Source organism: Mesorhizobium sp. L2C084A000, from assembly GCF_000502875.1.
GTDB lineage: Bacteria > Pseudomonadota > Alphaproteobacteria > Rhizobiales > Rhizobiaceae > Mesorhizobium.
Genome location: NZ_AYWX01000002.1, coordinates 724,532 through 748,664, shown reverse-complemented (window position 1 = coordinate 748,664; position 24,133 = coordinate 724,532). Strand labels below are relative to the sequence as shown.

21 protein-coding genes and 1 pseudogene are annotated in these 24,133 nt (G+C 63.9%); 2 read left to right on the top strand and 20 right to left on the bottom strand.

Annotated elements, in window-relative coordinates; genetic code table 11:
* Window position 1: 1 nt before the first annotated feature.
* Window positions 2-754 (bottom strand): flagellar biosynthetic protein FliR, encoded by a 753-nt coding sequence (gene fliR / locus X735_RS157740; RefSeq protein ID WP_023810025.1) that lies wholly within the window; start codon window positions 752-754, stop codon window positions 2-4.
* Window positions 751-2,838 carry a flagellar biosynthesis protein FlhA gene (gene flhA, locus X735_RS157745; protein ID WP_023810024.1) on the bottom strand — a complete coding sequence of 696 codons (2,088 nt, stop codon included), beginning with the start codon at window positions 2,836-2,838 and terminating at the stop codon, window positions 751-753. The genes fliR and flhA overlap by 4 nt, the downstream gene beginning before the upstream one ends.
* Before the next feature lie 147 nt (window positions 2,839-2,985).
* On the opposite strand from flhA, the gene X735_RS157750 reads away from it, so the two are divergent.
* Window positions 2,986-3,285 (top strand): putative quinol monooxygenase, encoded by a 300-nt coding sequence (locus X735_RS157750; RefSeq protein ID WP_023810023.1) that lies wholly within the window; start codon window positions 2,986-2,988, stop codon window positions 3,283-3,285.
* A 129-nt stretch (window positions 3,286-3,414) separates the two neighbouring features.
* The gene (locus X735_RS157755) at window positions 3,415-5,196 is read left to right on the top strand and encodes a chloride channel protein (protein WP_023810022.1); all 1,782 of its coding nucleotides are present in this window, start codon (window positions 3,415-3,417) and stop codon (window positions 5,194-5,196) included.
* A gap of 49 nt (window positions 5,197-5,245) precedes the next feature.
* Here X735_RS157755 and X735_RS157760 read toward each other — a convergent pair whose 3' ends face one another.
* The 18 genes and pseudogenes from X735_RS157760 to X735_RS01000000165670 form a co-directional block, all read right to left on the bottom strand.
* Window positions 5,246-6,889 carry an MFS transporter gene (locus tag X735_RS157760; RefSeq protein ID WP_023810021.1) on the bottom strand — a complete coding sequence of 548 codons (1,644 nt, stop codon included), beginning with the start codon at window positions 6,887-6,889 and terminating at the stop codon, window positions 5,246-5,248.
* A gap of 229 nt (window positions 6,890-7,118) precedes the next feature.
* The gene (gene fliQ, locus X735_RS157765; protein ID WP_023810020.1) at window positions 7,119-7,385 is read right to left on the bottom strand and encodes a flagellar biosynthesis protein FliQ; all 267 of its coding nucleotides are present in this window, start codon (window positions 7,383-7,385) and stop codon (window positions 7,119-7,121) included.
* A 24-nt stretch (window positions 7,386-7,409) separates the two neighbouring features.
* A complete protein-coding gene (flgD, locus tag X735_RS157770; RefSeq protein WP_013529774.1) occupies window positions 7,410-7,817 on the bottom strand; it encodes a flagellar hook assembly protein FlgD in 408 nt (135 codons plus the stop codon).
* On the bottom strand, window positions 7,817-8,260 hold the full coding sequence (gene flbT / locus X735_RS157775) for a flagellar biosynthesis repressor FlbT (RefSeq protein WP_023810019.1): 444 nt from the start codon (window positions 8,258-8,260) through the stop codon (window positions 7,817-7,819). Before flbT ends, flgD begins: the two co-directional genes overlap by 1 nt.
* Window positions 8,257-8,604: a flagellar biosynthesis regulator FlaF gene (gene flaF / locus X735_RS157780; protein WP_023810018.1), complete on the bottom strand. Its 348-nt coding sequence runs from the start codon at window positions 8,602-8,604 to the stop codon at window positions 8,257-8,259. The genes flbT and flaF overlap by 4 nt, the downstream gene beginning before the upstream one ends.
* Window positions 8,605-8,635: 31 nt before the next feature.
* Window positions 8,636-9,679 carry a flagellar hook-associated family protein gene (locus X735_RS157785; protein WP_023810017.1) on the bottom strand — a complete coding sequence of 348 codons (1,044 nt, stop codon included), beginning with the start codon at window positions 9,677-9,679 and terminating at the stop codon, window positions 8,636-8,638.
* Window positions 9,680-9,683: 4 nt separating this feature from the next.
* Window positions 9,684-11,138, bottom strand: coding sequence for a flagellar hook-associated protein FlgK (flgK, locus tag X735_RS157790; RefSeq protein WP_023810016.1), 1,455 nt, complete (start codon window positions 11,136-11,138; stop codon window positions 9,684-9,686).
* Between the two features lie 27 nt (window positions 11,139-11,165).
* Window positions 11,166-12,422: a flagellar hook protein FlgE gene (locus tag X735_RS157795; protein WP_023810015.1), complete on the bottom strand. Its 1,257-nt coding sequence runs from the start codon at window positions 12,420-12,422 to the stop codon at window positions 11,166-11,168.
* Window positions 12,423-12,501: 79 nt separating this feature from the next.
* Window positions 12,502-13,170 (bottom strand): response regulator transcription factor, encoded by a 669-nt coding sequence (locus X735_RS157800; protein WP_013529780.1) that lies wholly within the window; start codon window positions 13,168-13,170, stop codon window positions 12,502-12,504.
* Window positions 13,171-13,392: 222 nt separating this feature from the next.
* Window positions 13,393-13,980: a transglycosylase SLT domain-containing protein gene (locus X735_RS157805; protein ID WP_050592657.1), complete on the bottom strand. Its 588-nt coding sequence runs from the start codon at window positions 13,978-13,980 to the stop codon at window positions 13,393-13,395.
* Complete coding sequence (locus X735_RS157810; RefSeq protein ID WP_245273146.1) at window positions 13,910-15,016, bottom strand: flagellar hook-length control protein FliK; 1,107 nt, start codon at window positions 15,014-15,016, stop codon at window positions 13,910-13,912. The genes X735_RS157805 and X735_RS157810 overlap by 71 nt, the downstream gene beginning before the upstream one ends.
* A 1,625-nt stretch (window positions 15,017-16,641) precedes the next feature.
* Window positions 16,642-17,976 (bottom strand): MotB family protein, encoded by a 1,335-nt coding sequence (locus X735_RS157815; protein ID WP_023810012.1) that lies wholly within the window; start codon window positions 17,974-17,976, stop codon window positions 16,642-16,644.
* Window positions 17,973-18,599, bottom strand: coding sequence for a hypothetical protein (locus tag X735_RS157820; protein WP_023810011.1), 627 nt, complete (start codon window positions 18,597-18,599; stop codon window positions 17,973-17,975). The genes X735_RS157815 and X735_RS157820 overlap by 4 nt, the downstream gene beginning before the upstream one ends.
* Window positions 18,600-18,602: 3 nt before the next feature.
* Window positions 18,603-20,249 carry a flagellar basal-body MS-ring/collar protein FliF gene (gene fliF / locus X735_RS157825; RefSeq protein ID WP_023810010.1) on the bottom strand — a complete coding sequence of 549 codons (1,647 nt, stop codon included), beginning with the start codon at window positions 20,247-20,249 and terminating at the stop codon, window positions 18,603-18,605.
* Window positions 20,250-20,381: 132 nt separating this feature from the next.
* Complete coding sequence (locus X735_RS157830; RefSeq protein ID WP_023810009.1) at window positions 20,382-21,446, bottom strand: flagellin; 1,065 nt, start codon at window positions 21,444-21,446, stop codon at window positions 20,382-20,384.
* A 268-nt stretch (window positions 21,447-21,714) separates the two neighbouring features.
* Window positions 21,715-22,701 carry a flagellin gene (locus tag X735_RS157835; RefSeq protein ID WP_023810008.1) on the bottom strand — a complete coding sequence of 329 codons (987 nt, stop codon included), beginning with the start codon at window positions 22,699-22,701 and terminating at the stop codon, window positions 21,715-21,717.
* 198 nt (window positions 22,702-22,899) lie between these two features.
* Window positions 22,900-23,631, bottom strand: a complete 732-nt coding sequence (gene fliP / locus X735_RS157840) for a flagellar type III secretion system pore protein FliP (RefSeq protein ID WP_023810007.1) — start codon at window positions 23,629-23,631, stop codon at window positions 22,900-22,902.
* Window positions 23,628-24,121: pseudogene (locus X735_RS01000000165670) on the bottom strand (flagellar basal body-associated FliL family protein). Before X735_RS01000000165670 ends, fliP begins: the two are co-directional and overlap by 4 nt.
* Between the last annotated feature and the right edge of the window lie 12 nt (window positions 24,122-24,133).

Here is a 24,133-nt window from a genome sequence, read left to right as displayed (position 1 = left end):
TCTATCTCGCCAATGTCAGATCGACGAAGCCGTCGACGAACAGCGACAGCATGGTGCCGACGGCGAAATAGAAGATGATCATGCCGCCGGCGATGATGAAAGGCTGGGAGATGAAGTAGATCGGGATCTGCGGCGTCAGCTTGTTGACGAAGCCGATCGTCAGATTGACGAGAATAGCATAGGCGACGAACGGGCTGCCGAGGCGGATGACCAGGAAGAACGTGTCCGACACCGTGTCGGTGACGTCGACGAGGGCGGCCTGCGGGTTGAAGAAGACGTTGACCGGCGCGACCGTGTAGGAGGAAACCAGCGCGCGTATTATCTCGTGGTCGAAATCGAAGACGAACAGCATCAACAGCGCCGAGAACGAGATGATTGCGGCAAGGGCTGCCTGGGGTTCGGGCTCCTCGATCGCCGGTCCGCCGGTCCCGCCATAACCGACCAGCATGGCGATGGCCGAGCCCATGAAGCGCAGGGCTTCCATGTAGAGCCTGGTCATGGCGCCGATCAGGCCGCCGACCAGAAGTTCCGAGATGATCATCGGCACAAGGATCTGCGGGCGCGGGTCGACGAAAGGAAAGATCTTGTCCCACAGAAAGGCGAGCAGGCCGCCGGTGGCGGCGACCGCCACGAACAACCTGACCTGGACCGGGACGCGGGCGCTGGAGAGGCCCGGCATCAGCATGAAACAGGCGCCGATGCGGCAGAAGGCGAGGAACGCCGCGATGACGACGCCTTGCGACAGCACGCTCACGATATGGTTCCGAGCACCTTGATCTCGACGCCCTTGGCGATTTCGACATGGCTGAGCACCGGAAGTGTGGTGAACAGGCGCTCGATGATCATGCGCACATAGGGGCGGGCGTCGGGCGCGGTGACGAGGACGAAACGCTCGCCGGCTTCCAGATACTTCTTGATCGCCTTGGTGGCGTCCTGGCCGAACTCCTCGAGCTGGCGCGGGTCGATGTCGAATTCGCGCACCTCACCCTTGGCGTCGCGCTTGAGGCTCTGGTGGAAGGCGAGATCCCAGCGGTTGCCGAGGCGCAGCACTTTCAGCACGCCGCCCTCGGACAGGTCGCCGCATATCTGCTGGGCCATGCGGATGCGGACATGCTCGACAATCTGCTCGGTGCGGCGCACATGCGGCGCGATCTCGGCGATCGCCTCGATGATCAGGTGCAGATTGCGGATCGAGACGCGCTCGGCCAGCAGCAGCTTCAACACCGCCTGCAGGCCGGGATAGGAGATGTGCGTGGTGCAGATCTCGTCGGCGAGCTTGCGGTATTCCTGGTCCTGGCGTTCGAGCAGCGCCTTCATGTCCTTGTAGGACAGAAGCTGCGGCAGGTTGTTACGGATGACCTCGGAGAGATGGGTGAGCAGCACCGACATGTTGTCGGCGAAGGTGTAGTTCTCGCGCTTCAGATCCTCGGCGAAGGCTTCGACGACGGAATAGGCGCGCATGCCGAAGGCCGGCTCGCGGATTTCCTCGCCCGGTATCTCGGGTATGTCGCGGTTGCCGAGCAGCACCATGATCTCGCCGACGCGCATCTGGTATTCGGCCACCACGGTGCCGTGCACCTTGATCTGGTAGCTCTTCGGCGGGATGGCGAAATCGTCGGCGACGCGCACTTCCGGCACGACGAAGCCGTACTGGGTGGCGAATTTCTTGCGCATCTTGCCCATGCGGAAAACCAGTTCCTGATGCGACGTCAGCAGCCTTGTCGACAGCTGCTTGCCGATCAAGAGCTCGATCTCGGCGGTGGCGAGCGAGGCCTTGACCGAGTTCTTCTCCTCCTCGACCTTGGTCGCCTTTTCCTGGTCCTTGATCGCCTCGGCTTCGGCGAGAACCCGGTTGGCGCGCATCGGGATGACGTAGCCGAGGCCGGCCATGCCGGCGGCGAGCGCAAAGAACGGGAACAGCGGCAGGCCGGGCATCAGGCCGAGCAGCACCAGCAGCGATGCCGCGACATAGAGGGCGCGCGGGTGGGCGCCGAGCTGGCCGAACACCGCCTGGTTGGTCGAGCCGCGGGTGCCGCCCTTGGAGACGAGCAGGCCGGCGGCGAGCGACACGATCAGTGCCGGGATCTGGGTGACGAGGCCGTCGCCGACCGACAGCTTGATGAACACGTCGGCGGCTTCGCCCATGCCCATGCCGTGCCTGATGTAGCCGATGGCGATGCCGCCGACGATGTTGATGGCGGTGATGATGAGGCCGGCGATGGCGTCGCCGCGCACGAACTTCGAGGCGCCGTCCATCGAGCCGAAGAAAGAAGATTCTTCTTCCAGTTCACGGCGGCGCAGCTGCGCCGTCTTGTCGTCGATCATGCCGGCCGACAGGTCGGCGTCGATCGACATCTGCTTGCCGGGGATGGCGTCGAGGGTGAAGCGGGCGCCGACTTCGGCGATACGCGTGGCGCCCTTGGTGATGACGATGAAGTTCACCACGATCAGGATCATGAAGACGATGAGGCCGATGACGAAGTCGCTGGCCATCACCAGCTTGGAGAAGCCGGCGATGACGTAGCCGGCCGCGTGCGTGCCCTCATTGCCATGCGCCAGAATCATGCGCGTGGTGGCGATGTTGAGCGACAGCCTGAGCATGGTGGCGATGAGCAGAACGGTTGGAAAAGACGAGAAATCGAGCGGGCGCTGGATCCATAGCGCCACCATCAGGATCAGCACCGAAAGCGCGATCGAGAAGGCGAGGCCGATGTCGATGAGAAAGGCCGGAATCGGCAGGAACAGGACGGCCAGGATGATGACGATGCCGATGGCGAAGAAGACGTCGCGGCCGTTCTTGGCCACCGCGCCGGGCTGAATGCTTTCGCTGATCGCCATATCGTCCTCAAACCCCATAGACTGCCGAGCGCGCGACAGCCCTGTGAGGGTAGCCCGCCAAGCTTGCGCGAGGGTGGGAGACTGGCTAGTTCCAACGATCATGCGCAGGTCGCCGTGTCGGCCGACCGTGTAAAGAAGGGAAAACCCGTGCTTCTGATCATCGGCACCATCCGCTTGCCGCCAAACAAACTGGAAGTAGCCAGGCCCACTATGGAACGCATGGTTTCCGGCAGCCGCGCCGAGCCCGGCTGTCTCGAATATTCCTATGCGCAGGATGTTTTCGATGCCGGGCTCATCCGGATCACGGAAGTCTGGAGCGACAGGGCGGCGCTCGACGCGCATTTCCGCTCGCCGCACATTGCGGACTGGCGTGCGAGCTGGCCGGCGCTTGGCATAGGCGAGCGCAACCTCGTGCTCTATGAAGCCGGCGAGCCCATGCCGACCTGAACTGTCCATCGGCGATCGATATCGCGCTGTCGCCAACATGGTGTCTGTCGGCATTGTGGTTGCCATGCCGTGCCGCCGGGCGTATCAGGCTGGTTTTCCACTGCCTTTCGATATCGGCGAGCCGCCCCGGTGCTTTCCAGAAACCACAGCGAAGTCTATGCCCGCCGGCTGCGCGCGGTGCTGATCAGGTCGTTGCCCCTGCTCGAGGCACGCGGCATCGTGGTGGTTATCCTCGCCGGTGTGGTAGGCGTAATGGCAGGCATATTGGTCACGGCGATGAGCCAGATCGTGCAGGACCTGCACGGGCTGCTGTTCGGCGTTCAGCCAGGCGGCCGGCTTTCCGGCATGTTCTCGCTCGCCAATCCGATGCAGGCGTTGATACCGGCGATCGGCGGCATGCTGCTGGGGCTGACGGTGGTCTGGCTCAGGATACGGAAATTCCGCACACCGATCGACCCGATCGAAGCCAATGCGCTCTATGGCGGGCGCATGTCGCTGACCGACACCTTCATCATCGCCGGCCAGACCATGATCTCCAGCGGTTTTGGCGCCTCGGTCGGGCTGGAAGCCGGCTACACGCAGGTTGGCTCCGGGCTGGCATCGCGGCTGGCGGGCATCTTCAGGCTGCGCCGCAACGATGTCCGCATCCTGGTCGGCTGTGGTGCGGCCGGCGCCATCGCCGCCGCCTTCGATGCACCGCTGACCGGCGCCTTCTACGGCTTCGAACTGGTCATCGGCATCTACTCGGTCGCCAATGTCGCGCCTGTCATGACCGCCGCGATCTCAGCCTCGCTGACCGCCGAGATGTTCGGCGGGGTGCCGTTTCCGCTTGAGCTTTCGGGTCTGCCGGCGCTCACCGCCAGCCAGTATGTGCCGTTCCTGCTGCTCGGCCTGCTCGGCGGCGCCGCCTCGATCGCCATCATGCATCTGGTGACGTTGATCGAGCGCGGTTTTGCCAGGCTGTCGATCGATGCGTCGCTGCGCCCCGTCATCGGCGGCGTCATCGTTGGCTTGCTGGGGCTGATCACGCCGCAGGTGCTGTCCAGCGGCCATGGCGCGCTGCATCGCGAATTCTCGATGAATTACGGTTTGGCCGTGGTGGCCAGCGTCTTCGTGCTCAAGCTGGCGGCATCGGCGATCTCGCTGGGGTCGGGCTTTCGCGGCGGATTGTTCTTCGCCTCGCTGTTCCTCGGCGCGCTGCTCGGCAAGGCGTTCGCGGATGTGATGCTTGTTATTTCTCCGGCAACCGGCATCGACCCTGCCGTCGCCGCCGTCGTCGGCATGACTTCGCTCGCCGTCGGTGTCGTCGGCGGTCCGCTGACGATGACCTTCCTGGCGCTGGAATCGACCCGCGACCTGACGCTGACCGGCGTCGTGCTGGCCGCCTCGATCATGTCGGCGATCCTGGTGCGCGAGACCTTCGGCTATTCGTTCTCGACATGGCGCTTCCATCTGCGCGGCGAGACCATCCGCAGCGCCCACGATGTCGGCTGGATGCGCAGCCTCACAGTCGGCTCGATGATGCGCAAGGACATCAAGACCATCTATGCCTCGACGACGCTGGCAGCCTTCCGCAAGCAAGTGCCGCTCGGCTCTGCCCAGCGCGTCATCGCCGTCGACGCGGGCGACCACTATGTCGGCGTGCTGATCGTAGCCGAACTGCACAGCGATCCTTCCGGCGGCGAGGTCCCGGTGCGCGATCTTGCCAAATACAAGGACGCGGTGCTGGTGCCGAGCATGAACGTGCAGGCCGCCGCGGAAACATTCCAGCGGGCGGGCGCCGAAGAACTCGCTGTCGTCGAGGATTTCACCGACCACATCGTGCTGGGGCTGTTGACCGAAGGCCATTTGATGCGGCGCTATGCCGAGGAGCTCGACAAGGCGCGCCGGGACCTGTCGGGCGAGGGGTGACGGGAGGGCCAAGCGGGGTGCCTGCGACCGGGGGCGCGGTTGCGGAGCCCTAATGCTCGATAGGTCCCTTGGCCATCACAAGCGCTGTGCCCGCAGTGGTCGGGCGTTCGATCATGCGTCGCACGCGCGGCGGTTCGTCGCCGCTGTGCAGGGCCCGCACGCGTTCGCCGATGACGGCATCGGCATGGGTGATGCGTCCATTGTGCCTGATATATTCGATCCAGGTCGGCGTGTGATAATGCTCGATCCATACGGTGGGATTCTCGAGGTCGCGCGCCAGCGTCCAGTTGCGGGCGCCGTCACGACGGCGGATGCGGCCGCGTTCGGCCATGATGGCGAGGAACTCCGGTTCGTCCTCGTGCCGGATCACATACTCGATCATGATGGCGATGGGACCACTGCGCGGCTTCAGGTCAAGCGCAAGGTGCGGTTCCTTGAAGCGATTGAGCGGGTCGAGGTTGAGCACCTGCTGTTGCGGCAGCGGGAGCAAAAGACCGATGGCGCCGCCGGCCAGCATGGCGACGCTGGCTGCGATCAGCGCGGTTTCGGCGCCGTGCGCATCGGCGACGACACCCCAGATCCAGCTGCCGAGCGCGATGCCGCCGAAAGTCGCGGTCTGGTAGACCGACAGCACCCGGCCGACCACCCAGCGCGGCGTCGCCATCTGCACCGTGACGTTGAAATGCGAAAGCGCGATCACCCAGCAGGCGCCGCCGACAAGCAGGCCGAGCGACGTCTGCCAGGCATGCTGGCTGACGGCGGCATTGAATGCGCAGACAGCGAAGCCGGCAAAAGCACAGCGCACCATCGTCTCGCTGGACAGCAACTGCCGCAGCCTGACGCTGATCAAGGCGCCGCCGACCGCGCCGATGCCGAAGGCGCCGAGCATGATGCCATAGGTCAGCGCATCGCCCTTGACGACATCGCGCGCCACCAGGGGCAGCAACGCAAGCACAGCGCCTGCACTGAAGCCGAACGCAGCACCTCTGACCAGCACCTTGCCGATGTTAGGCGACATGGCGACATAGCGCAGGCCGGCGCCCATGGCGGCCCCCAGCGATTCGCGCGGCAAGGTCGATACCGGCACGTCCGGCTTCCAGCGCGCCAGCACGACGATCAGGCCGATATAGCTCACCGCGTTTGCCGCGAAGGCGGCCGCCGCACCGGCCGCGGCGACAATGATGCCGCCGATCGCCGGACCGACGCTGCGCGTCAGGTTAAAGCCCATCGAATTGAGGGCGACGGCCGCCGGCACCTTGTTGCGGGGTACGATATCGCCGACGGAGGCTTGCCATGATGGGCTGTTGAGCGCGGTGCCGCTGTCGATCAGGAAGGTGAAGGCAAGCAGCGTCCATGGAGTGATCAGGCCGGAATAAGTGAACACGGTCAGGAGCACCGACACCACCAGCATGAAGGTCTGGGCGACCAGCATCACCTTGCGCCGGTCGAAACTGTCGGCGATGGCGCCGGCGACGAGCGCAAACAGCATGATCGGCAAGGTGGTCGAAGCCTGGACCAGGGCCACCTGATAGGGCGAGGTGGCGATCGTGGTCATCATCCAGGCGGCGCCGACACCCTGGATCAGGCCACCGAAATTCGAGACGAGACTTGCGCCCCATACGGCGCGGAAAATGCCGTGACGGAAGGGCGCCAGCGCCGAGACGCTCTCGCTGTCCGGCTTTTCGTCAATCATTTGGGGTTCCTGCCATGTCGTGCCTGCTCGTCAGACAATCCGTTTGCGCAGACCGTTTGCCGAAAGTAGGGCATGGCGCCGCAAAGGGCAAAAAAGCTCATGGTCCAACAATGGGATAGAGGCGGTCCAGGCCTTGTCCGCCGTGGGTCCGGAGGTGCCGCGGGGATCGGCGGCTCTGTCTTCAGACAATTGCGAACGGCATGCCGCGGCACACCATCCTGGAACAGGTTCAGAATCCGTTCTGGATGCGCTCGAAGATGACGTTGGTGAAGGCCGATATCTGGCTGCCGATGAAGGGGCCGGTCAGCGCCACCACCAGCATGATGGCGACGATTTTCGGCACAAAGGTCAAGGTGATCTCCTGCACCTGCGTCAGCGCCTGGATGAGGGCGATGCCGATGCCGACCGCCATGGCGACCAGCACCACCGGAGCCGACGCGACGAGCACCGTCCACACCGCATACTGGACGATGTCGAGAGCGTCGGCCTCATTCATGGGACTGGCTCTCTGCCGAAAGCGTCAGCTTGCTGCCTTGACCGAAACTCCCGGACCGACCGCGACTTCGGTGCCGTTCTGCAGCACGGCGATGAGACCGTTGCTGGCGAGGCGCACCGAAGCCACGGTGCCCGTCGTCAGGCCGTCGGCGGAGGTTATCGAGCGCCCGATCAGTGCGTCGGCCTGCGACAGCGCCGAGGACTGCATGATCTGATTGAGCTTGGTGTTGGTCTGCACCGATTGCTCGACCTGAGAGAAGGTGGCGAGCTGGGCGACATATTGCGTCGAATCCATCGGCTTGGTTGGATCCTGGTTCTTCATCTCGGCGATCAGAAGCTTCAGGAACGACTGGTAGTCGACCGCTGTCTTCGAGGTCGACGCCGTGGCCTGATTGGCGCCGGTCGGAATCGTCGTCGTCATGTCCACGTTCATCAGTATCGTGCTCCCACAGCCAACGGGCGCTCGGCACCCGAAACATCGTCATTACCACCCAGCGCGCGGCGTTCGAGCGGATAAAGCGCGCGGATCGCCTTCAGCGCCTCGTAGATATGATCCTCGCCGACCATGCGGTCGATCTGTTTCAGCGCGCTGCAGATCTGGGTGTCCTCGAAGCTTGCCAGAAGCAGCGGCAGCGAACGGCGGAACATGTCGCGCGCGGCGGCGGCGCCCGCCGGGTTCATCAGCATGACCTGCAGGATGAAATAGAGCTGCTTGAGCGGTGTCGAGGCATCGTCGGCCTGAATCACGTGGCTTTCGAGCAGGAACTGGACGTCGTTCATCAATTCGACGGTGACCTTGCGGTCGACCCGGATGACGGCGCCGTTGATGTAGATCTTTTCGTTCGGCTTGAGCGATATCTTCAGCGTGTTGGTCATTGAATGCCGTCCCTGATGATCTGGGACACCTCGATCAACCCTTCGAAATTGTTGGTGCGGCCCTGACGGATGTCCTCCGCCTCGCGCAGCAGCCACAGGCCGATGGAAATGAGGTTGGCGCGCAGTTCCTTGGGCAGGGCGTTGTCGCTGGAGCCAAGATCCTCGACGAAGGCGGTCCAGACGCGGTTGGTGAAGTGAAGCGCCTCGATCGCCTCCATCGAATCGTGGCCGGCCGCTGCTGCCGCCGCCAGCATGTCGATCGAGCGGGTCAGAAGCTCCCGCTCGCGGTCCTTCGCGTCGGCAACGGAGTTGCTCTGGATGTCGGCGTAGGAGAATTGGTACATCGTTGGGGCTCTACCGTTCCGTTAAGCGTTGTCAGGTCAGGTAATTCAACAGGCTGAGCTGCTGCAGGCGTGCGGTCAACGCGAAAGACGTTTCGATGTGCTGTGTCAGGTCCGCGACCCGTGTCGCGGCTGCCGCCGGATCGACGGCTTCCAGATCGAGAATGTGCCGTTCGAAAAGGTCGACCTGCGTTTTCATCCGATCGTTGGCATCGGAAACCCGCTTCTGGACGATGCCGGTCTCGGATTGAAGCTGGCCAATGCCGCTCAGCGCTTCGCCAACCAATGTGGTCGAGCGGCTGACAACCGTATTCTTCGCCGCCTGGCTGATGTTGCTGGACATCAGGCTGCTGACCATGGCTGCCGCCATGGCGAGTTTCTGAATGCCATCGCTGTTGGCGCTGGTCGAAGTCGGTGTGGTTTCGTTGAGTGCGATGCGGCTGACGATCTGCTGGTCGGTGGCGTTCGACCAGTTGCCTTGCCAACCCGCGCCCGTGAACTGCGGCACGACATCATTGGTGATGAAATCGTCCATCTGGGCAGCCGTGATGTTGGCCGCTGCCGGGTCGTCCTGGGTGAAACCGAAATTGGTGAGGAAAGCGGTATCGAATGCAGCCTTGGCAGGAGAGCCGGCAGCGGTGAAATCGTTGATCGGCTTGACGTCTGTGTTGGTGCCGGCAAACAGATATTCACCATTGACGCTGGTGTTGAGGATCGAGGTCAGCTGCTGGATGGTCGCCTTGCCGGAGTCCCGGGTGAGGCTGTTGGACGAGTCGCTCGAGGAAGCGGTGGTCAGGGCGGACAGGAAGGTCTGCGCGGCGGTGGAGAGCTGACCAAGCGAGGTCTGCGTCGAGGAAAGCCGGGCGCCGACCAGGCCGTTGGAATCGATGATGACGTTGAGCCGGTCAAGATCGCGCTGGAAGGTGACGGCCTGGGTGGTGCGCCCACCGAGAGCCAGGCCGACGTCAGCGACCCGGCCCGTCGAGGATTCTTTGGTGGCTTTGACGAGTTCGGCCTGCATGCGCATCTGCTGGGAGCGCATGGCATTGGAGATTGCGGCCGAGGAGACTGAAGTCATGGAATTATCCCACCGCGTTGAGCAAGGCCGTCAACATGTCGTCGACGGTTTTCATCATCCGGGCTGATGCCTGGTAGGTGTGTTCGAGGTCGAGCAGCAGCGACATTTCCTGGTCGACATTGACCCCGGTCGCGTTGGACAGCGCCTCGGCGCTGCGCGATGCCAGTGCTTCCTTGGCGTCGGAGGCGGTCGAAGCCTGCTGGCGCACGCTCTCGAACCAACCGATCGAACTGGCGGCGTAGTCGGATACGCTGGAGGTTGCCGAAACGCCGGCGGCGGGGTCGAAAGTCATCGGCTGGTCGAGCCGGTCGCCATAGGCAACCAGAAGGGTGGAATAGGACGCGCCGCCGCCCGTGTTGGCGACATAGGCAGCACCGTTGGCGCCGCCGTCGCGCAGCAGCGTCGGGTTGCCGCCGGTGCTCGGGTCCATCGCTGCATTGACGCTGATGGACGCGGCAAGGCCGGTGACCAGCGTGCCGGCGGCCGGCACGGCCGGCGCTCCCGACCAGGTGAACAGGCCGGCGGCATTGGCCATCGAGGGTGCGGTCTCGGCAAAAGCGGTGATCAGGCCACGCGCGGTCTCATCGAGCTGGCTCTGCATGGTCGAGGCGACGCCGTCGCGCAATTGCAGCAGGCCGGCAAGCGTGCCGCTGGCGCTGGTGTTGCCGCCGGCTCCCGCCGAGATCGGCACGTTGTCGATGTAAACGGCATTGCCGGCGGCACCCGCGGTATAGCCTGCCGACGCCGCGAAGGTGACCGTGCGCGGTATCGTCTCGAACAAAGTCGTGCCGTCACCGGTGGTGATGACCATGTCATTGTCGCCTCGCGTGAAGGTCGACACCGGGACATAGTTCGAAATCTTCTTCAAAAGCGCGTCGCGCTGGTCGAGCGCATCGGAAACGTCGGTGCCGGAACGGGTTCCGGACATGACCGCCGTGTTGGCATCCTGGAATTGGCCGAGCAGCGAGTTCAGGTCATCGACGGCCGTGGCGATCTGGCCGTCGGTCTGGGTGCGGAAATCCTGGACTGCCTTGGAGCCCTCATTGAGCGAGCGCACGACCTGCTTGGCGGCGTCGATGACCGAGGCGCCGAGGTTCTGGTTCGACGGCGAGGTGGCGTAGAGCTGCAGCACCTGCTGCAGGTTGGCGATCGCGGTCGAGGGCGAGGACGCATTGTCGACGCCATTGACCGCAACGCCCAGCTGATCCATGCCGCTGTAGAGCGCGTTCTGCCCGCTCCAGGCCGACAGCGCGCCGAGATTCTGGCGAAACAAAAGCTCGTTGGCTGCGCGCTGGATATCGACCGAACGCGCGCCCTGCGCCGTGCTGGTGACGACGGCCTGACGGCGTGAATAGTCCGGGTTGGAGGCGTCGGCCACGTTGCGCGAGACAACGCTGGTCTGTCGCGCGGTGTTCATAAGCGCCGACTGGGCGATACTCAATGCGGTAGACAGTGACATGCGGGTCTTTCGCGGGCGACGCCCGTCTTATCTCTTCAGGTTGACAAGGACGTCCATCAGATCGGAACCGGTCTGGAAGACTTTCGAATTGGCGGTGTAGCTGCGCTGTGCCGCGATCATGTTGGTCAGTTCTTCGGCGATGTCGACGTTGGAATTCTCGAGCGCGCCGGAGATGATGGAGCCGAGCTTGCCTTCATTGGCAAAGCCGACACGAACCGCGCCGGACTCGGTGCCCTGCGAATAGACGTTGCCAGGCAGCGCCTTGAGCTGATCCGGGCTCTGTACGTCAGCCAGCGGGATCTTGTAGAGCGGCTTGGTGGAGCCGTCCTTGTACTGCGCGTAGATGGTGCCGTCCTTGCTGATCTGGACCTTGTCGATAGTGCTCGGCGCGTTGCCGTTGACCTGGGCGTCGGAAACCGTGAAGCCGGCGCCAAGCTGGGTCAGCGCAGACAGATCGAGCGAAAAGGCGGCGCCGTTGGGCACGGTGAGGGAGACGCTGTCGACGGCGCCGGTGAGCTTGCCAGTGGTGGCGTCGAACGTCAGGTTGGCCGAGCCCAGCGCGCCACCGGTATAGGGGAATGCTGTCCCGGCCGTGGCCTGAGACTGATCGAAGACCGAGACCTGCCAGGTGCCGGCGCCGGTGTTGGTGAAATAGACGTCGAGCAGCTTCTTGTTGCCGAGATTGTCGTAGGCAACCATGGAGGATTTTGAGGTGTACTGCGCGCCGACAGCATTGGTGGTGGGCAGATTGCCGGCGGCGATCGGGGTCGCGCCGGCCGGCAGGTTGCCGGCATAGCTGCCCTCAGTGCTCGGTGTTGCAGTCATTCCCTGGTCTGAGATGACAACCGGGACCAACCCCTCGAAGCCATTGACCGTCGCTGCCGGTACGCCGTTGTCGTAGCTGTACGCCATCAACTGGAAGCCGGCCGAGTTGACCAGTCTGCCTTGACCGTCGGGAACGAAAGCGCCGGCCCGGGTCAGGTAGGGGGTGCCGCTCGGATCCTGAACGACAAAGAAGCCATCGCCGCTGACGGCAAGGTCGGAAACCGAGGTCGTGTATTGAAGCACACCCGGATCGCTGACCGCCTGGCGGATCGTCGTGGTGACGCCGCCGGAATTGTAGGCACCGCCGGTCGACGGCATGACCAGCGTCGAGAATTCGGCGGAGGAGCGCTTGTAGCCGGTGGTGTCGGAATTGGCGATGTTGTCGGCGACCGTCGATAGGCGGTTTGCCTGGGCGTTCATGCCGGAGACGCCGGTCCGCATCATTCCGTAGAGGCTCATCGAAACGTCTCCGCTGTGTCCATGCTGCTGGCTACGAGGCTACGCATGTTTTCTTGCGCGAGGCTGGCGCGGCGCTGCATCAGAAGACGAGCCGGTAGCCGAGGAAACGCTTGGAATCGATCGGGTCGGTGCCCAGCTTCTCGCGCAGCTTCTTGCGCAGTTTGCTGATGTGGCTTTCCACCACGTTCTCCTCGACCTCTTCGTCGAAGATGCCGTAGATGGCATTGAAAACCTGGGTCTTGGTGACACGGCGCCCCCGATTGCTCGCCAGATATTCGAGGATGCGGCGCTCGCGGCGCGGCAGGGGGAGGGGCTGACCGTCGATCTCGGGGTCGCGGCCGTCCATGAAGATGCGCATGGCGCCGATCTCGGTGTAGGCGACGTCTTCCTGGGCGCGGCGGCGGATGGCGGTGATGCGGGCCAGAATCTCGCGGATATGGACGGGCTTGCGAATGACGTCGTCGACGCCGCTCTCGAACAACCGCAGCGTGTTCTCCAGCGAATGCTGTTCGCTGAGCGCAATGACCGGAGCGCCGGTGCGGTCGCGGATCTGGCGCGGAGAGATGGAACCCTCGCGGCAGTCGCCGATGAGGAAGGCCCTGACCGAGCGCAGATCGGTGTCCGCGGCCGAGTTCACCCACTCACCGAATTCGCCGGACGCAAAGCCTGCACAGGCGATGCCCTCACGATCGAAAAGTGAATTGTATCCCTCTGTTACGAGCTCGCGCTCGTCAACGATCACAATCATCGGCCCCGCCTTCCGAATCAAATCATTTGCCCCGTGAAGAGAGGCGTATCCGCTGGCGGGAATCCTGAACAACCGTCATTTCTTGTAGCTAGTTTCTTGGGAGTCTGGAATCGTATCGGTTGCATTAGCGGGCGGCCAGATGTGCTTTCGGCGGCAAGGTATGATCAAGTCAAACCAACAATTCGGGTTGTACGGTTGGTCTATTAGTAACGGGAAATGCGCTTACGGGTTGCAGAAGCCGCGGGCGTTCGCGGTCCATTTTCCAAAGCCGGTGGCGACCATGTTGGCAATGACGCGGCAGACATAGATCTTCTGCGCCGGGTCGTTGTCGGGACCGGCATGATAGCGGGCAACGGCCATCGACCAGGTCTCGTGACGGGCATGAAGGCTGGCCAGGAAGCGCGCCGCATAGTCGACGTTCTGGCGTGGGTCGAGCATGTCCTCGACGCTGCGAAAATGCGATGCGTGATAGTGGTGATTGATCTGCATGCAGCCCAGATCGATCAGGGTCTTGCCCTCGCGCCGGGCATTGGCGAAGGCGGCAAGGGCCTCGGTCCGGCTCCTCGGAAAGACTGCTTTTCCTTCTATATTCAAGGCATTGGGTTGAAGGCTGCCCTTGTTTCCGGTCTCCGTCAGGCCAACAGCATAGAGGATGCCGGCGGGCACGCCATAACGATCGGCGGCGCGCAGGATCTCCGGCTCGCAGGGGTTGGCCGCGGCTGCGGCGGCGTTTGCCGCGCTAGATAAAGATATCGCCGCCAGCGCGCTCGCGAGCAGGCGAAGTGCCGCGGCCGTAGTCCTGCGCGTCATCGTTGCGTTTCCCTGAGGATTGCTGGCCCGGTTGCTGGCCGCCGGCTCCACCATTGCCGCTGCCCGAATTCCCCGGTTGAAAGGATGCTGGATCGCGGCCTGTCGCCGCCGCCATAGGAGCGGTTGCATCCGTCCGGGTTGTAGCGGGAACTGCTACCGAAGGTTGCAGTATCGTGACCTTGTCAACCTCAAAGCCGAGCCCCCGCAGTGACTTGACGATGGCCTCGCTGTCGGCGGACAGCCGACGATAAGCGTCGTGCGTTTCAGGCTTCAGCTCAATCGAAAGTTGTTCCCCGGAGAGGCGAAGATTGGCCGTCACCATGCCGAGTTCGGCTGGGTGGAGTTCGATCTTCAACACATGTGTCGGAACGGCAACAGAGCTGGCCAGATGGGTGGTCGTGGGTGAGGCTGAAAGCGCCTTTTGCGGCCCGGCGTCGGCGGCTATGGCGTTGATCACATTGAGGGCTGCCTGGCTGATGGGACTTTGCGGCGGTGCGGGGAAACTCCGTTCCGACACCACGTCGATGCGCGCAGTGGACAGGGACTGTTTTCCCGCTTCTGGACGCATCGAGGACTGGACATCCTCGATGCTCTTCATCGCATTCGCGGTGTGCTTCGACCGCACGCCGGGCACATCGGCGGCCGGTGCGTCCGACAGCTTCTGGGCCGCCGCAGCGGCGTCGCGTTTTGGCGCGCTGGAGGCAGCGCTCGGCGACTGACCGTCAAGCGCCGTCAAAGGTCCGTCGACGATCGACGCCTGCTCCGGCTTCGACATGGTTTCGAGTGCTTCGCGTCCGCCCGCGGCTTTTGGCCGGTAGGTCTTTGGCAGTGAAGCCTGCCCATCGAGCGCCGGGTCCGACGGATTCTCGCCGGTGGCCGTATTGCCCCCGGCTGCCTTGGCCGTTGTCGCGAAATGCCGCAGGTCATGAAACGCGATCAGCAGCGGCAGGTCGTCCTGAAGCGGCCCGGCATCCGGCGCCGTATCTTCAGCGTCGGCCTTCGCGTTTTCTTCCAAATCGTCCTTGCCGGTTTTCACGTTTGCCACTTTGGCCGAGATGGTCCTTCCGGGCTCGGCCGATGCCGGTTCGGCCTTGGCGTCATGCCCGGCAAGGCCGGCAGCGAGCTTGCTCCAGCGCTGGTCGCGCGATCCCGCCTCTGTCGACGGCTGCCGTTCCGGGCGGGCATCGTCGCGCAGCATCTTGCCGAAGCCGGCGTCATCGTTCCTGCCGTTCGCGGCAGGCTGCTCCGACGTCGCGCGCGTGGAGGCAAATCCTGGCAAGGCCGAGCCGAGGCTGGTGGTCATTTTGGGGCGGCTCCAAGCATCTGGTCGATCAGGTCGAGCTGTCGACGTGTTCTGGTCATGGCGGCGTCGGTCGGATCGGCGGGCTCTGGACCGGCTGCGGGCGACAGTGCCGACGCCGGCATGACAGTCGCAGGCTCGGCGGATGCCGCTGCTGCCATGTCCGGGGCATTGGCGGCTGGTCCGCCGGAGGCCGCGGTGACGGCGGGTTGCTCCGAGATGGCGCCTTCGACCGGTGGCAGGCCACTGTCATCGGCGCCTTGCGCCGTGGCGATCTCGGGCACCGGCTGTGCCGCGGCGGCAGGAACTGGGGCAGGCTTTTCCGCCGGAAGGGCGGTGGGCGGCGCGACGACCTCGCCGGCAATGGCCTGCGCGGCGTCGAGCAAAGCGCGGTCGCCCTCCGACAGCCGGCTGCGGTCGATCTTGCCGAGCTTGGCGCGAACGTCCTCGATTGTACCCGAGGTGACGGTGGAAAGGCTGGCATAGAGCAGGGCGCGTGGATCGTCCTGATTGGTGTTGCCGTCGCGGCCCTGTTCCGCCCGCGCCGAAGCGAAGGCCGACAAGTCGTTCAGGCCGTCTATCGCGGCCCGGCGGGCGATGCGCAGATAGATCACCTTCTCGCGCTCGGGATCCATCATCGAGGTGATGTCGCCCAGCTTGTCCTGGCTGATCGACATGTGCAGCGCGATGACGCCGGAGACGAAGGAGTCGGCGAACTGGCTGGCATAGGGCGAATAGAGATAGCGCTCGACATATTGGGTGGAAGCAAGGGCGAAGCGTGCCGCGTCGCCTTGCGCGACTGCAAGGCCAACCNGCTTCCTCGACCAGCGTGCCGGGGCTGAGCAATCTTGCCTCGTCGAGCAGACGGAGTGCGGTCGCCGGTTGATCGCCGGCAAGCAGTGAGCCTTTGACCAGGGCGAGGAAGGCGCCGAGATCCGGGGGCAGCGCCATGGGATCGATCGGCCTCAAGGCTTCGATAGCCTCGCCGGGCCGGCCGTTGAGGTAATCAATCACGCCTTTGGCGATGGCAAGGCTTTGCGGGTCCGTCGTAGCGCGCGACGTGGCCGCTTCGACGGTCACCGGGTTGCCGCCGCTCATGCCATAGACAAGCAGAGCTCGAAAGTTCTCGGGATCCTTGTAGTCCTCGGCATTCGCCGCCCGCAGGCGCGCATCTGCCATCTCCAGCAGCTTGGCTTGCATCGGCAGGGCGGCATGATCGCCGGCGGCTATGCGGTCCTGGATGAGTTGCAGCGAGCGCACCAACTGATACGGCTGCAGCGTATCCTGGGCGAAACCGGTCGACGGGTGTCCGCCGGCCAGCAGCAACAGGCCAATCAACCGGCGGGTGACGGCCGCTCGCTTCATCCGCCGGTCGCCATCAGGATCTCGATGCGGCGGTTCGCGGCCGCCAATGGATCGGCTGCTATTTTCGGCTGGCGGTCGGCGAAGCCGGCGACCTCGGTGATGCGGCGTTCGTCGACGCCGCCGCGCACGAGCATGTAGTAGGCGGAATGCGCGCGCGCCGTCGACAGGCGCCAATTGTCGTAGCTGTCGCCGCGGAACGGCCGGGCGTCGGTGTGGCCGTTGATGCTGATGGTGCCCTTCTGGCTGTTGACGATGCGGCCGATCTTCTCCATCGCCAGCACCAGTTCGCGTCTCGGCAATGCCGAGCCGACCTCGAACATGCCGAAGTCGAGCTGGTCGGTGATCGAGATGACGACCCCCTTGTCGGTGGCTTCGACCGAGACGCCGTCGTGCAGCTTGTCGCCGGGCTTGAAGGCATCGGCCAGTTGCCGCTTGACGTCGGCCGCTGCCTTGACGGCAGCCGCGGTTGGCGCCTTCTCGCCGACGTCAGGCTTGGTGGCGTTTTGCGTCGCGGCTTTCGCTCCGCCCGCGACCGTGGTGCCGTCCGGTTTGGTCTCGCCGGCCATTGCCGTGGCAGGGTTCGCGGCCTGCTTGCCGGTCGCGTCCTTAGCCAGCGGCTCGAGCGGTGCCGCGACAGGCGGCACGGCTTTGACTTTGAGCACTTGCGTTTCGGCGGTCTTGTCGCCGGGCTTGGCCGGATCGCCCTCGATCTTGGTGCGCTCGGCGCTGGCCTCGGCGCCGGGCGCCGCGACCTGCTGCGACCAGAAATCCGGCTCGAAGGGATCGCGGTAGGAGGCGCCACCGGAGGCGCCGGTAGCCGGTCCGGCAGCCTGCACGCCGCCGTCGCCTTTCTGGCTGACATTCTGCATGACGCCGGTATCCGCGGCGATTTCCGAAAGCACCGCGTAGGGGTCGGCGAAGAGATGATCGTCGGTGCGTTCCGCCTGCTGCGGCTCCTGCTTGTCCTGCTTGCGGTCCGACGCGCCCGCGCCGGCATTGCCGTTCTGTCCGGCTTTGCTGGTCGCCTCTTGCGGATCGTCGGCCGTCAGCCCCATGGCGCGCGGGCCGTCGCCGAGATCCTCCAGGCCCTTGCGGCTCGAATTGCGGTCGACCAGCTTGACCGGGTTGAAGTAGCTGGCGACGGCTGCCTTGGTCTGCTCGTTGGCGGCGTTGATCAGCCACATGACCAGGAAGAAGCACATCATGGCCGTCATGAAGTCGGCGAAGGCGATCTTCCAGACGCCGCCATGGTGGGCTTCGTCATGGTCGTCATGACTGCGCCGCACGATGATGATCTCGTGGCGGCCGTGATCGGCGTCGGCGACGCTCATGCCAGGACCTCCGAGAGGGTCGTCGACCATTCGGCCATGCGCGTCTCGAACACCGCCTCGTCGATGGCGACGGTCAGGTCGAAGCCTGGCGCCTCGACAAAATCGAGATTGGCGGCGCGGGGTCCGAGCGACGCCTTCAGTGTTTCGAACATCGAGAGCGGGCCGCGCACGACGATGCGCACCGCTTCGGCATCGCCAACCGCTTCGCGAACGGCGCCGGCCAACGCATCGATCGAACGTTTCTGCAGATCGTCGCTGACGATGCCGCCGATGATGCGGGCGACCGTGGCGGCGACAAGTCCGGTCACGCGCGCCTCCATCGCATCGATGCGCAACGAGACAGCCTTGCCGACATCGTCGCCGAGGCTTTCGAGAAATATCCTTGCTTCCTCGGCACTGGCCTGGCGTTCGGCTTCGAGCGCGGCGTCATGCGCAGCCGACAGGCGGACCTCCAGCGCTGCCTCCGCCTGGGCAACCGCCTCGGCGATCAGCGTGCCGATATCGGCTTGTGGCGCCGGCGTCTCGGGCTTGTGGTCGGGATCGACTGCTGCCCGGGGCTGGCCGGCGCGTTGCGCGCGCGTCCCGAAATCGGGCAGAAGGTCGAAGAGGGCTACGGAGGGCATGGTTTACACCGCCACTTCCTGGGCAGCCCATTTGCGCAGGATCTGCGCGGTGCGCTCCTCGTTGAGATCGACCATCCTGGCAAGCCTGTCCTGCGGCGCCGGCCGGATCTTCTGGCGAAGATCGTCGAGCGGCGTGGGGCCTGGGCGTGTGCCTGGCAAGGTCCCGATCGCGGCACTGTCGGTGGCCGCCATTGCCTCCGGCGTCGGCAGCGAGCGCTGGACGTCGTCGAAGCTGGGACCTGCCAGGGCCGGAGTAGCCTTTGCCGTCAGCGCCGCGGCCATCGGCCTCAGGCCGAAGAAGGCGACCAGGAACACCACGACGATGAAGGCACCGGCATTGATCATCGTGCCGGCATGCTGGCCGATAGAATCGAGCATTCCCGCCTGCGGGATCGCCTCGCCATCCAGGCCATCGATGAACTCGACCGCCGAGACGTCGATGATGTCGCCGCGCTTTTCGTCCAGGCCGGTGGCGGACGTGACCATCTTCTGGATCTCGGCGACGCGCTTGGCGATCTGCTCCGGCGTGGCGTCCTTGCCGAGGATGGCCGTCAGCCGCTGCTGATTGACGACCACGGCAATCGACATCTTGGTGACGGTGTAACCGTTGGAGACCGTGGCGATCTTCTTGGAATTGATCTCGTAGTTGGTGATCTCTTCCCTGCGGTCGTTTTGCGAGGAGGATTGCGGACCATCGGTGGCGGTTGCCTGGGTCTCGGGCAGGTTCTGCTCGACGCTGGCCGGAGTGGAAGCCTGCTTCTGGTTGTTGTTCTCGTTGGCCCGCACCGACTGCACCGAGCGTTCGACGCGGGAATTCGGATCGAAGATGGTCTCTTCCGTCTGGCGGGTGTCGGTGTTGACCTCGGCCTTGACGCTGGCGCGGAAATTGTCGGGGCCGAGATAGGCCGTCAGCGCACGGCGAATGTTGTCTCCGATCTGCGCCTCGACGGTCTGCTCGACGCCGAGCGTGCGGGCGGCGCTGGTGTTGGAAGGGTCGTCGCCCGCAGCCAGCAGATTGCCGCTGGAATCGAGAACAGTCACCTTGTCTGCCGACAGGCCGGGAACGGCGGCGGCGACGAGATGGCGGATCGACATGGCGCTCTTCTCGGCGTCGATGCCGGCGTAGCGGATGACCACGGAAGCGGAGGGCTGCTGCTCGTCGCGGCGAAAATTGGCGCGTTCGGACATGACGATGTGGACCCGCGCAGCCTTGATGCCCGATATCGACTGGATGGTGCGGGCGATCTCGCCTTCCAGCGCGCGCACGCGGGTGATCTGCTGCATGAAGGAGGTGAGGCCGAGCGAGCCGACATTGTCGAACAGTTCGTAGCCGGCATTGGCGCTGGTCGGCAGGCCCTTTTCGGCAAGCAGCATGCGGGCCTGAGCGGTGGTGCCGGCCGGCACCAGAACCGAGGTTCCATCGGCGCCGACATCGAAGCCGATACCGGCTTCGCCCAGCACCAGGCCGATCTGGTTCACGTCGGCACGGTCTAGTCCCACATAGAGCGTGTCGTAGGCGGGGCGGTTGAGATAGACCGAGGCGATGCCGATGACGCCCATCACCAGAACGGCGATGCCCGCCAGCATGGCGAGGCGCTTCACGCCAAACCCGCGGAGATTCGAGATGATGCTCTGGATCTGTTCCGGCACGGTTCAACGACTCCCAGCATGATTGTCCGCTGGAACTCTAGTCTTCGAAGCTTGTGCGAAAATGAAATCGGGCCGCGCTTGCGGCGCGGCCCGATTATCTGATGGGAAGGTGGGCGCCGGTGGCGCCCGTGATCAGCTCTTGAACAGAGACAGGATCGACTGCGAGGCGGCGTTGGCGATCGACAACGCCTGGATGCCGAGCTGCTGCTGCACCTGCAGGGCCTGGAGACGGGTCGATTCCTTGTTCATGTCGGCATCGACGAGCTGGCCGACGCCGCGGTCGATGGAGTCCATCAAGCTCTGGGTGAAGGTCTTCTGCAGGTCGATGCTGCTCTTGGCCGAGCCGAGGATGGTGGCGGAGTCGGTCAGCTGGGCCATGACCTTGTCCATCCTGGTTACCATCTGCGTGATGATGTCGTCGGTTACCCCTGGGGCCGTGATGTCGAGGTTGTAGGCGGAAATATTGTCGACCTTGGCGACCGCTCCCGCCGCCGTCTGGCCGGCTGTGTTCGCGGCGATATCCGTTCCTCCGCCCGCGATCACGCCCGCATAGGCGTTGTCGTACAGGGTCTGGGCGGCGCCCGTGGAATAGATGGAGGTTTTGCGATCGAGGGTTCCGGAATTCTTCACCTCGGCGGCGAGGCCGTAGTCGAAAAGCTTGGTGCCCTCAACATCGATGTTGATCGTTCCGATCGACACTGCGCCGGATGAGGAGCGATTGAATGAGGACACGATCTGCGAGTCGGGCTGGACGCCATCATTGGGGGCGACAGTCTGCTTGGAGGTCACCGCCAGGAAATTCGAGCCGGAGAAGGTCGCCGCATCGGCGAACGACTTCATCTGCGTCTGAAGCGCCTTGATCTCGGTCTGGGTTTTTGCCTTGGCGGCATCCGTCTGGCCGACCATGGACAGCACCTTGGTCTTGATCTGCCCGATCGTTGTCAGCACATTGTTCATGCCGGTGTAAGCGGCGTCGACCTTCGAGGCGCCGAGGCCGAGTGCATCCTGCACGGTCGACAGGGCCGCGTTGTCGGAGCGCATCGTGGTGGCGATCGACCAGTAGGCGGCGTTGTCCGAGGCCTGCGAGACCCGGTAACCGGTCGATATGCGGGCCTGCGTCTGTTCGAGCGACTTGTTGGTGGCGCTGAGGCTTTGAAGTGCGGTTAACGCCGAAGCGTTGGTCATGATGCTCGCCAAGAAAGTCGCTCCTTCTCAAAAGCCGACATGCTCAGACATGCCGGATGGGCCTGTTCAACGGGTGGCATCGTGCCGGTCGGACCGATTCGCCAACTGTCGTAAGCTATTGGTTAACCATAACTAGCGCGGCATGGTTAACAGCCTGTTAAAAGCTGGCTTTTGAGAGTTAAGCATCGAGGGTTGCGTGGGGCTGGAGCAAAACGCAAATCGGGCCGCGCTTTTGGCGCGGCCCGATTTTTTAGTGCGAACTGTGGTTGAGCGAAGGCGATTAGCCGCGGAAGAGCGACAGGATCGACTGCGACGAACCGTTGGCGATCGACAGCGCCTGGATGCCGAGCTGCTGCTGGACCTGCAGGGCCTGCAGACGGGTCGATTCCTTGTTCATGTCCGCATCGACGAGCTGGCCGACACCGCGATCGATGGAGTCCATGAGGTTCGAGGTGAAGGTCTTCTGCAGGTCGATACTGCTCTTGGCGGCGCCGAGCGTGGTGGCGGCGTTGGTCATGGCCTTGAGCGCGGCGTCGACGACGTTCATCTGCTGCGCGATCTGGCTATCGCTGGCAGCCGTGCCACCCGAAAAGATAGTGAGCGAGGCAACCGAATAGGTGTCGGTTGCCGCTGCTGCAGCACCCAGGGTGGGGTTCGAGGCCGTGGCAACAGCAGCGCCCGTGGTGCCGAGGCGAGCCGTGTCGAGAATACCCTTGGCGGTTGGTGCCGCGCCGGCATCGTACAGCTTGATGCTTTCCACATTGACATCGATCGTCGAGATCGAAGCCGCGCCGGTCGCGTCGCGGTTGAAGGCCGAAACAATCTTCACGTCGGCCGCGGTGCCTGTCGCAGTGGACACCGAAAGCATGTTGGTGCCGGAGAAGGTGGCGCCATCGGCGTAGGCCTTCAACTGGTTCTGAAGGGCGGCGATTTCGACCTGGGTCTTTTCCTTGGAGGCGTCCGTCTGGCCGTAGGACGCGACCAGCTTGGTCTTGATCTGGTTGATGGTATCGATCGCGCTACTCATGCCGGTATAGGCTGTGTCGACCTTGGAGGCGCCGAGGCCGAGAGCGTCCGAAACGGTGGACATTGCCTGGTTGTCGGAGCGCATCGTGGTGGCGATCGACCAGTAGGCGGCGTTGTCCGAAGCCTGCGAGACCTTGTAGCCGGTCGAGATGCGGGCCTGGGTGTCGGTGAGGGATTTGCTGGTGGCGTTGAGGCTCTGCAGGGCCGTCAATGCGGCGCTGTTCGTCATGATGCTGGACATGGTACTCGTACCTTGATTTTACAGGTATTTTTTACATACCGGCTCTACCGGTATGACGGTGCGGCATCATGCCCATGATCTCTCAAAATCGATCACCCGCCATCTGCGAGCGAATATGCGGGCAAGTCCCTACCAAAGGGCTAAACCGGACGGTTAATCGAAAATATATTGCTGGGATTTCGAGCCGGCGCGGCAGGATCAGTTGAAGGAGCGCACCAGGCTGCCGACAAGCAGGTTCCAGCCGTCGATCAGGACGAAGAACAGGATCTTGAACGGCAGCGACACCACTGTCGGCGGCAGCATCATCATGCCCATCGCCATGGTGATGGTGGCCACGATCAGGTCGATGACCAGGAATGGCAGCACGATCAGGAAGCCGATCTCGAAACCGCGCCGGATCTCCGAGATCATGAAGGCCGGCACCAGGATGCGCAGGTCGACGGTGTCACGCGAAACGGTCTGGCCGCGCTCGCGGGCGAGGTCGGCGAAGAGGTCGAAATCCTTGTCACGCACATTGCGCAGCATGAAGGTGCGGAACGGGTCCGAAATCTTGTCGAAGGCTTCGGTCTGGGTGATCTGGTTGTCCATCAGCGGCTTGACGCCGGTGTTCCAGGCCTGATCGAAGGTCGGCGCCATGACGTAGAACGTCATGAACAGCGATAGCGAAATGAGGATGAGGTTTGCCGGTGTGGACTGCAGGCCGATGCCGGCGCGCAGGATCGAGAAGGCGATGACGAAGCGGGTGAAGCTCGTCACCATGATCAGCAGGCCCGGCGCCACCGACAGCACGGTCAGCAGGCCGAACATCTGGATGATGTAACCAACGGTGGTGCCGTCGGCCTTGCCGATGCCGCCGAGATCGAGTTGCTGCGCCGCCGCGACGGACGTTGCGGCCGCGATCATCGCCGTGGCGAGAAGGAACTTTCTCATTCGAGCAGCAATGTCCTGATAAGAATCTGCTTGGCGTGACCCTGGCTGCGGATCGAGGCTCGTTCCTCGAGATCGGCCTTCAGGTGCTGGTAGCCGCTGGCGCCCTCGATCTGATGCATCTTCAAGGTGCGCACCAGGGCCAGAAGATCCTGGTGGATGTCATCCGACATTGCCTGTGGCTGCGGCCCGTCATAGACGACGGACACCTCCATTCTGATCCAGGTATCGGCAGGCGAGGCGATGTTGGTGGTGATCGGCGCCAGCACGACCAGTGTAGGCCCCACGGCTGGCTGCTCGGCAGAAGCCGGCTGCTCCGTCTTGCCTTCATTCTCGGGCGCCGCCGGTACCGACGACGGTGCGTCGACACCCTTCAGATAGCCGCCGGACATCCAGCCCATGCCGATGCGGCCGCCGTCACAACCAGCAGCATGCCGGCCTGAATGGCAGGGGAGGGACCCTTGCGCGGCTGGACCTGTTCGACATTTGCCACTGTGCTCTGTTC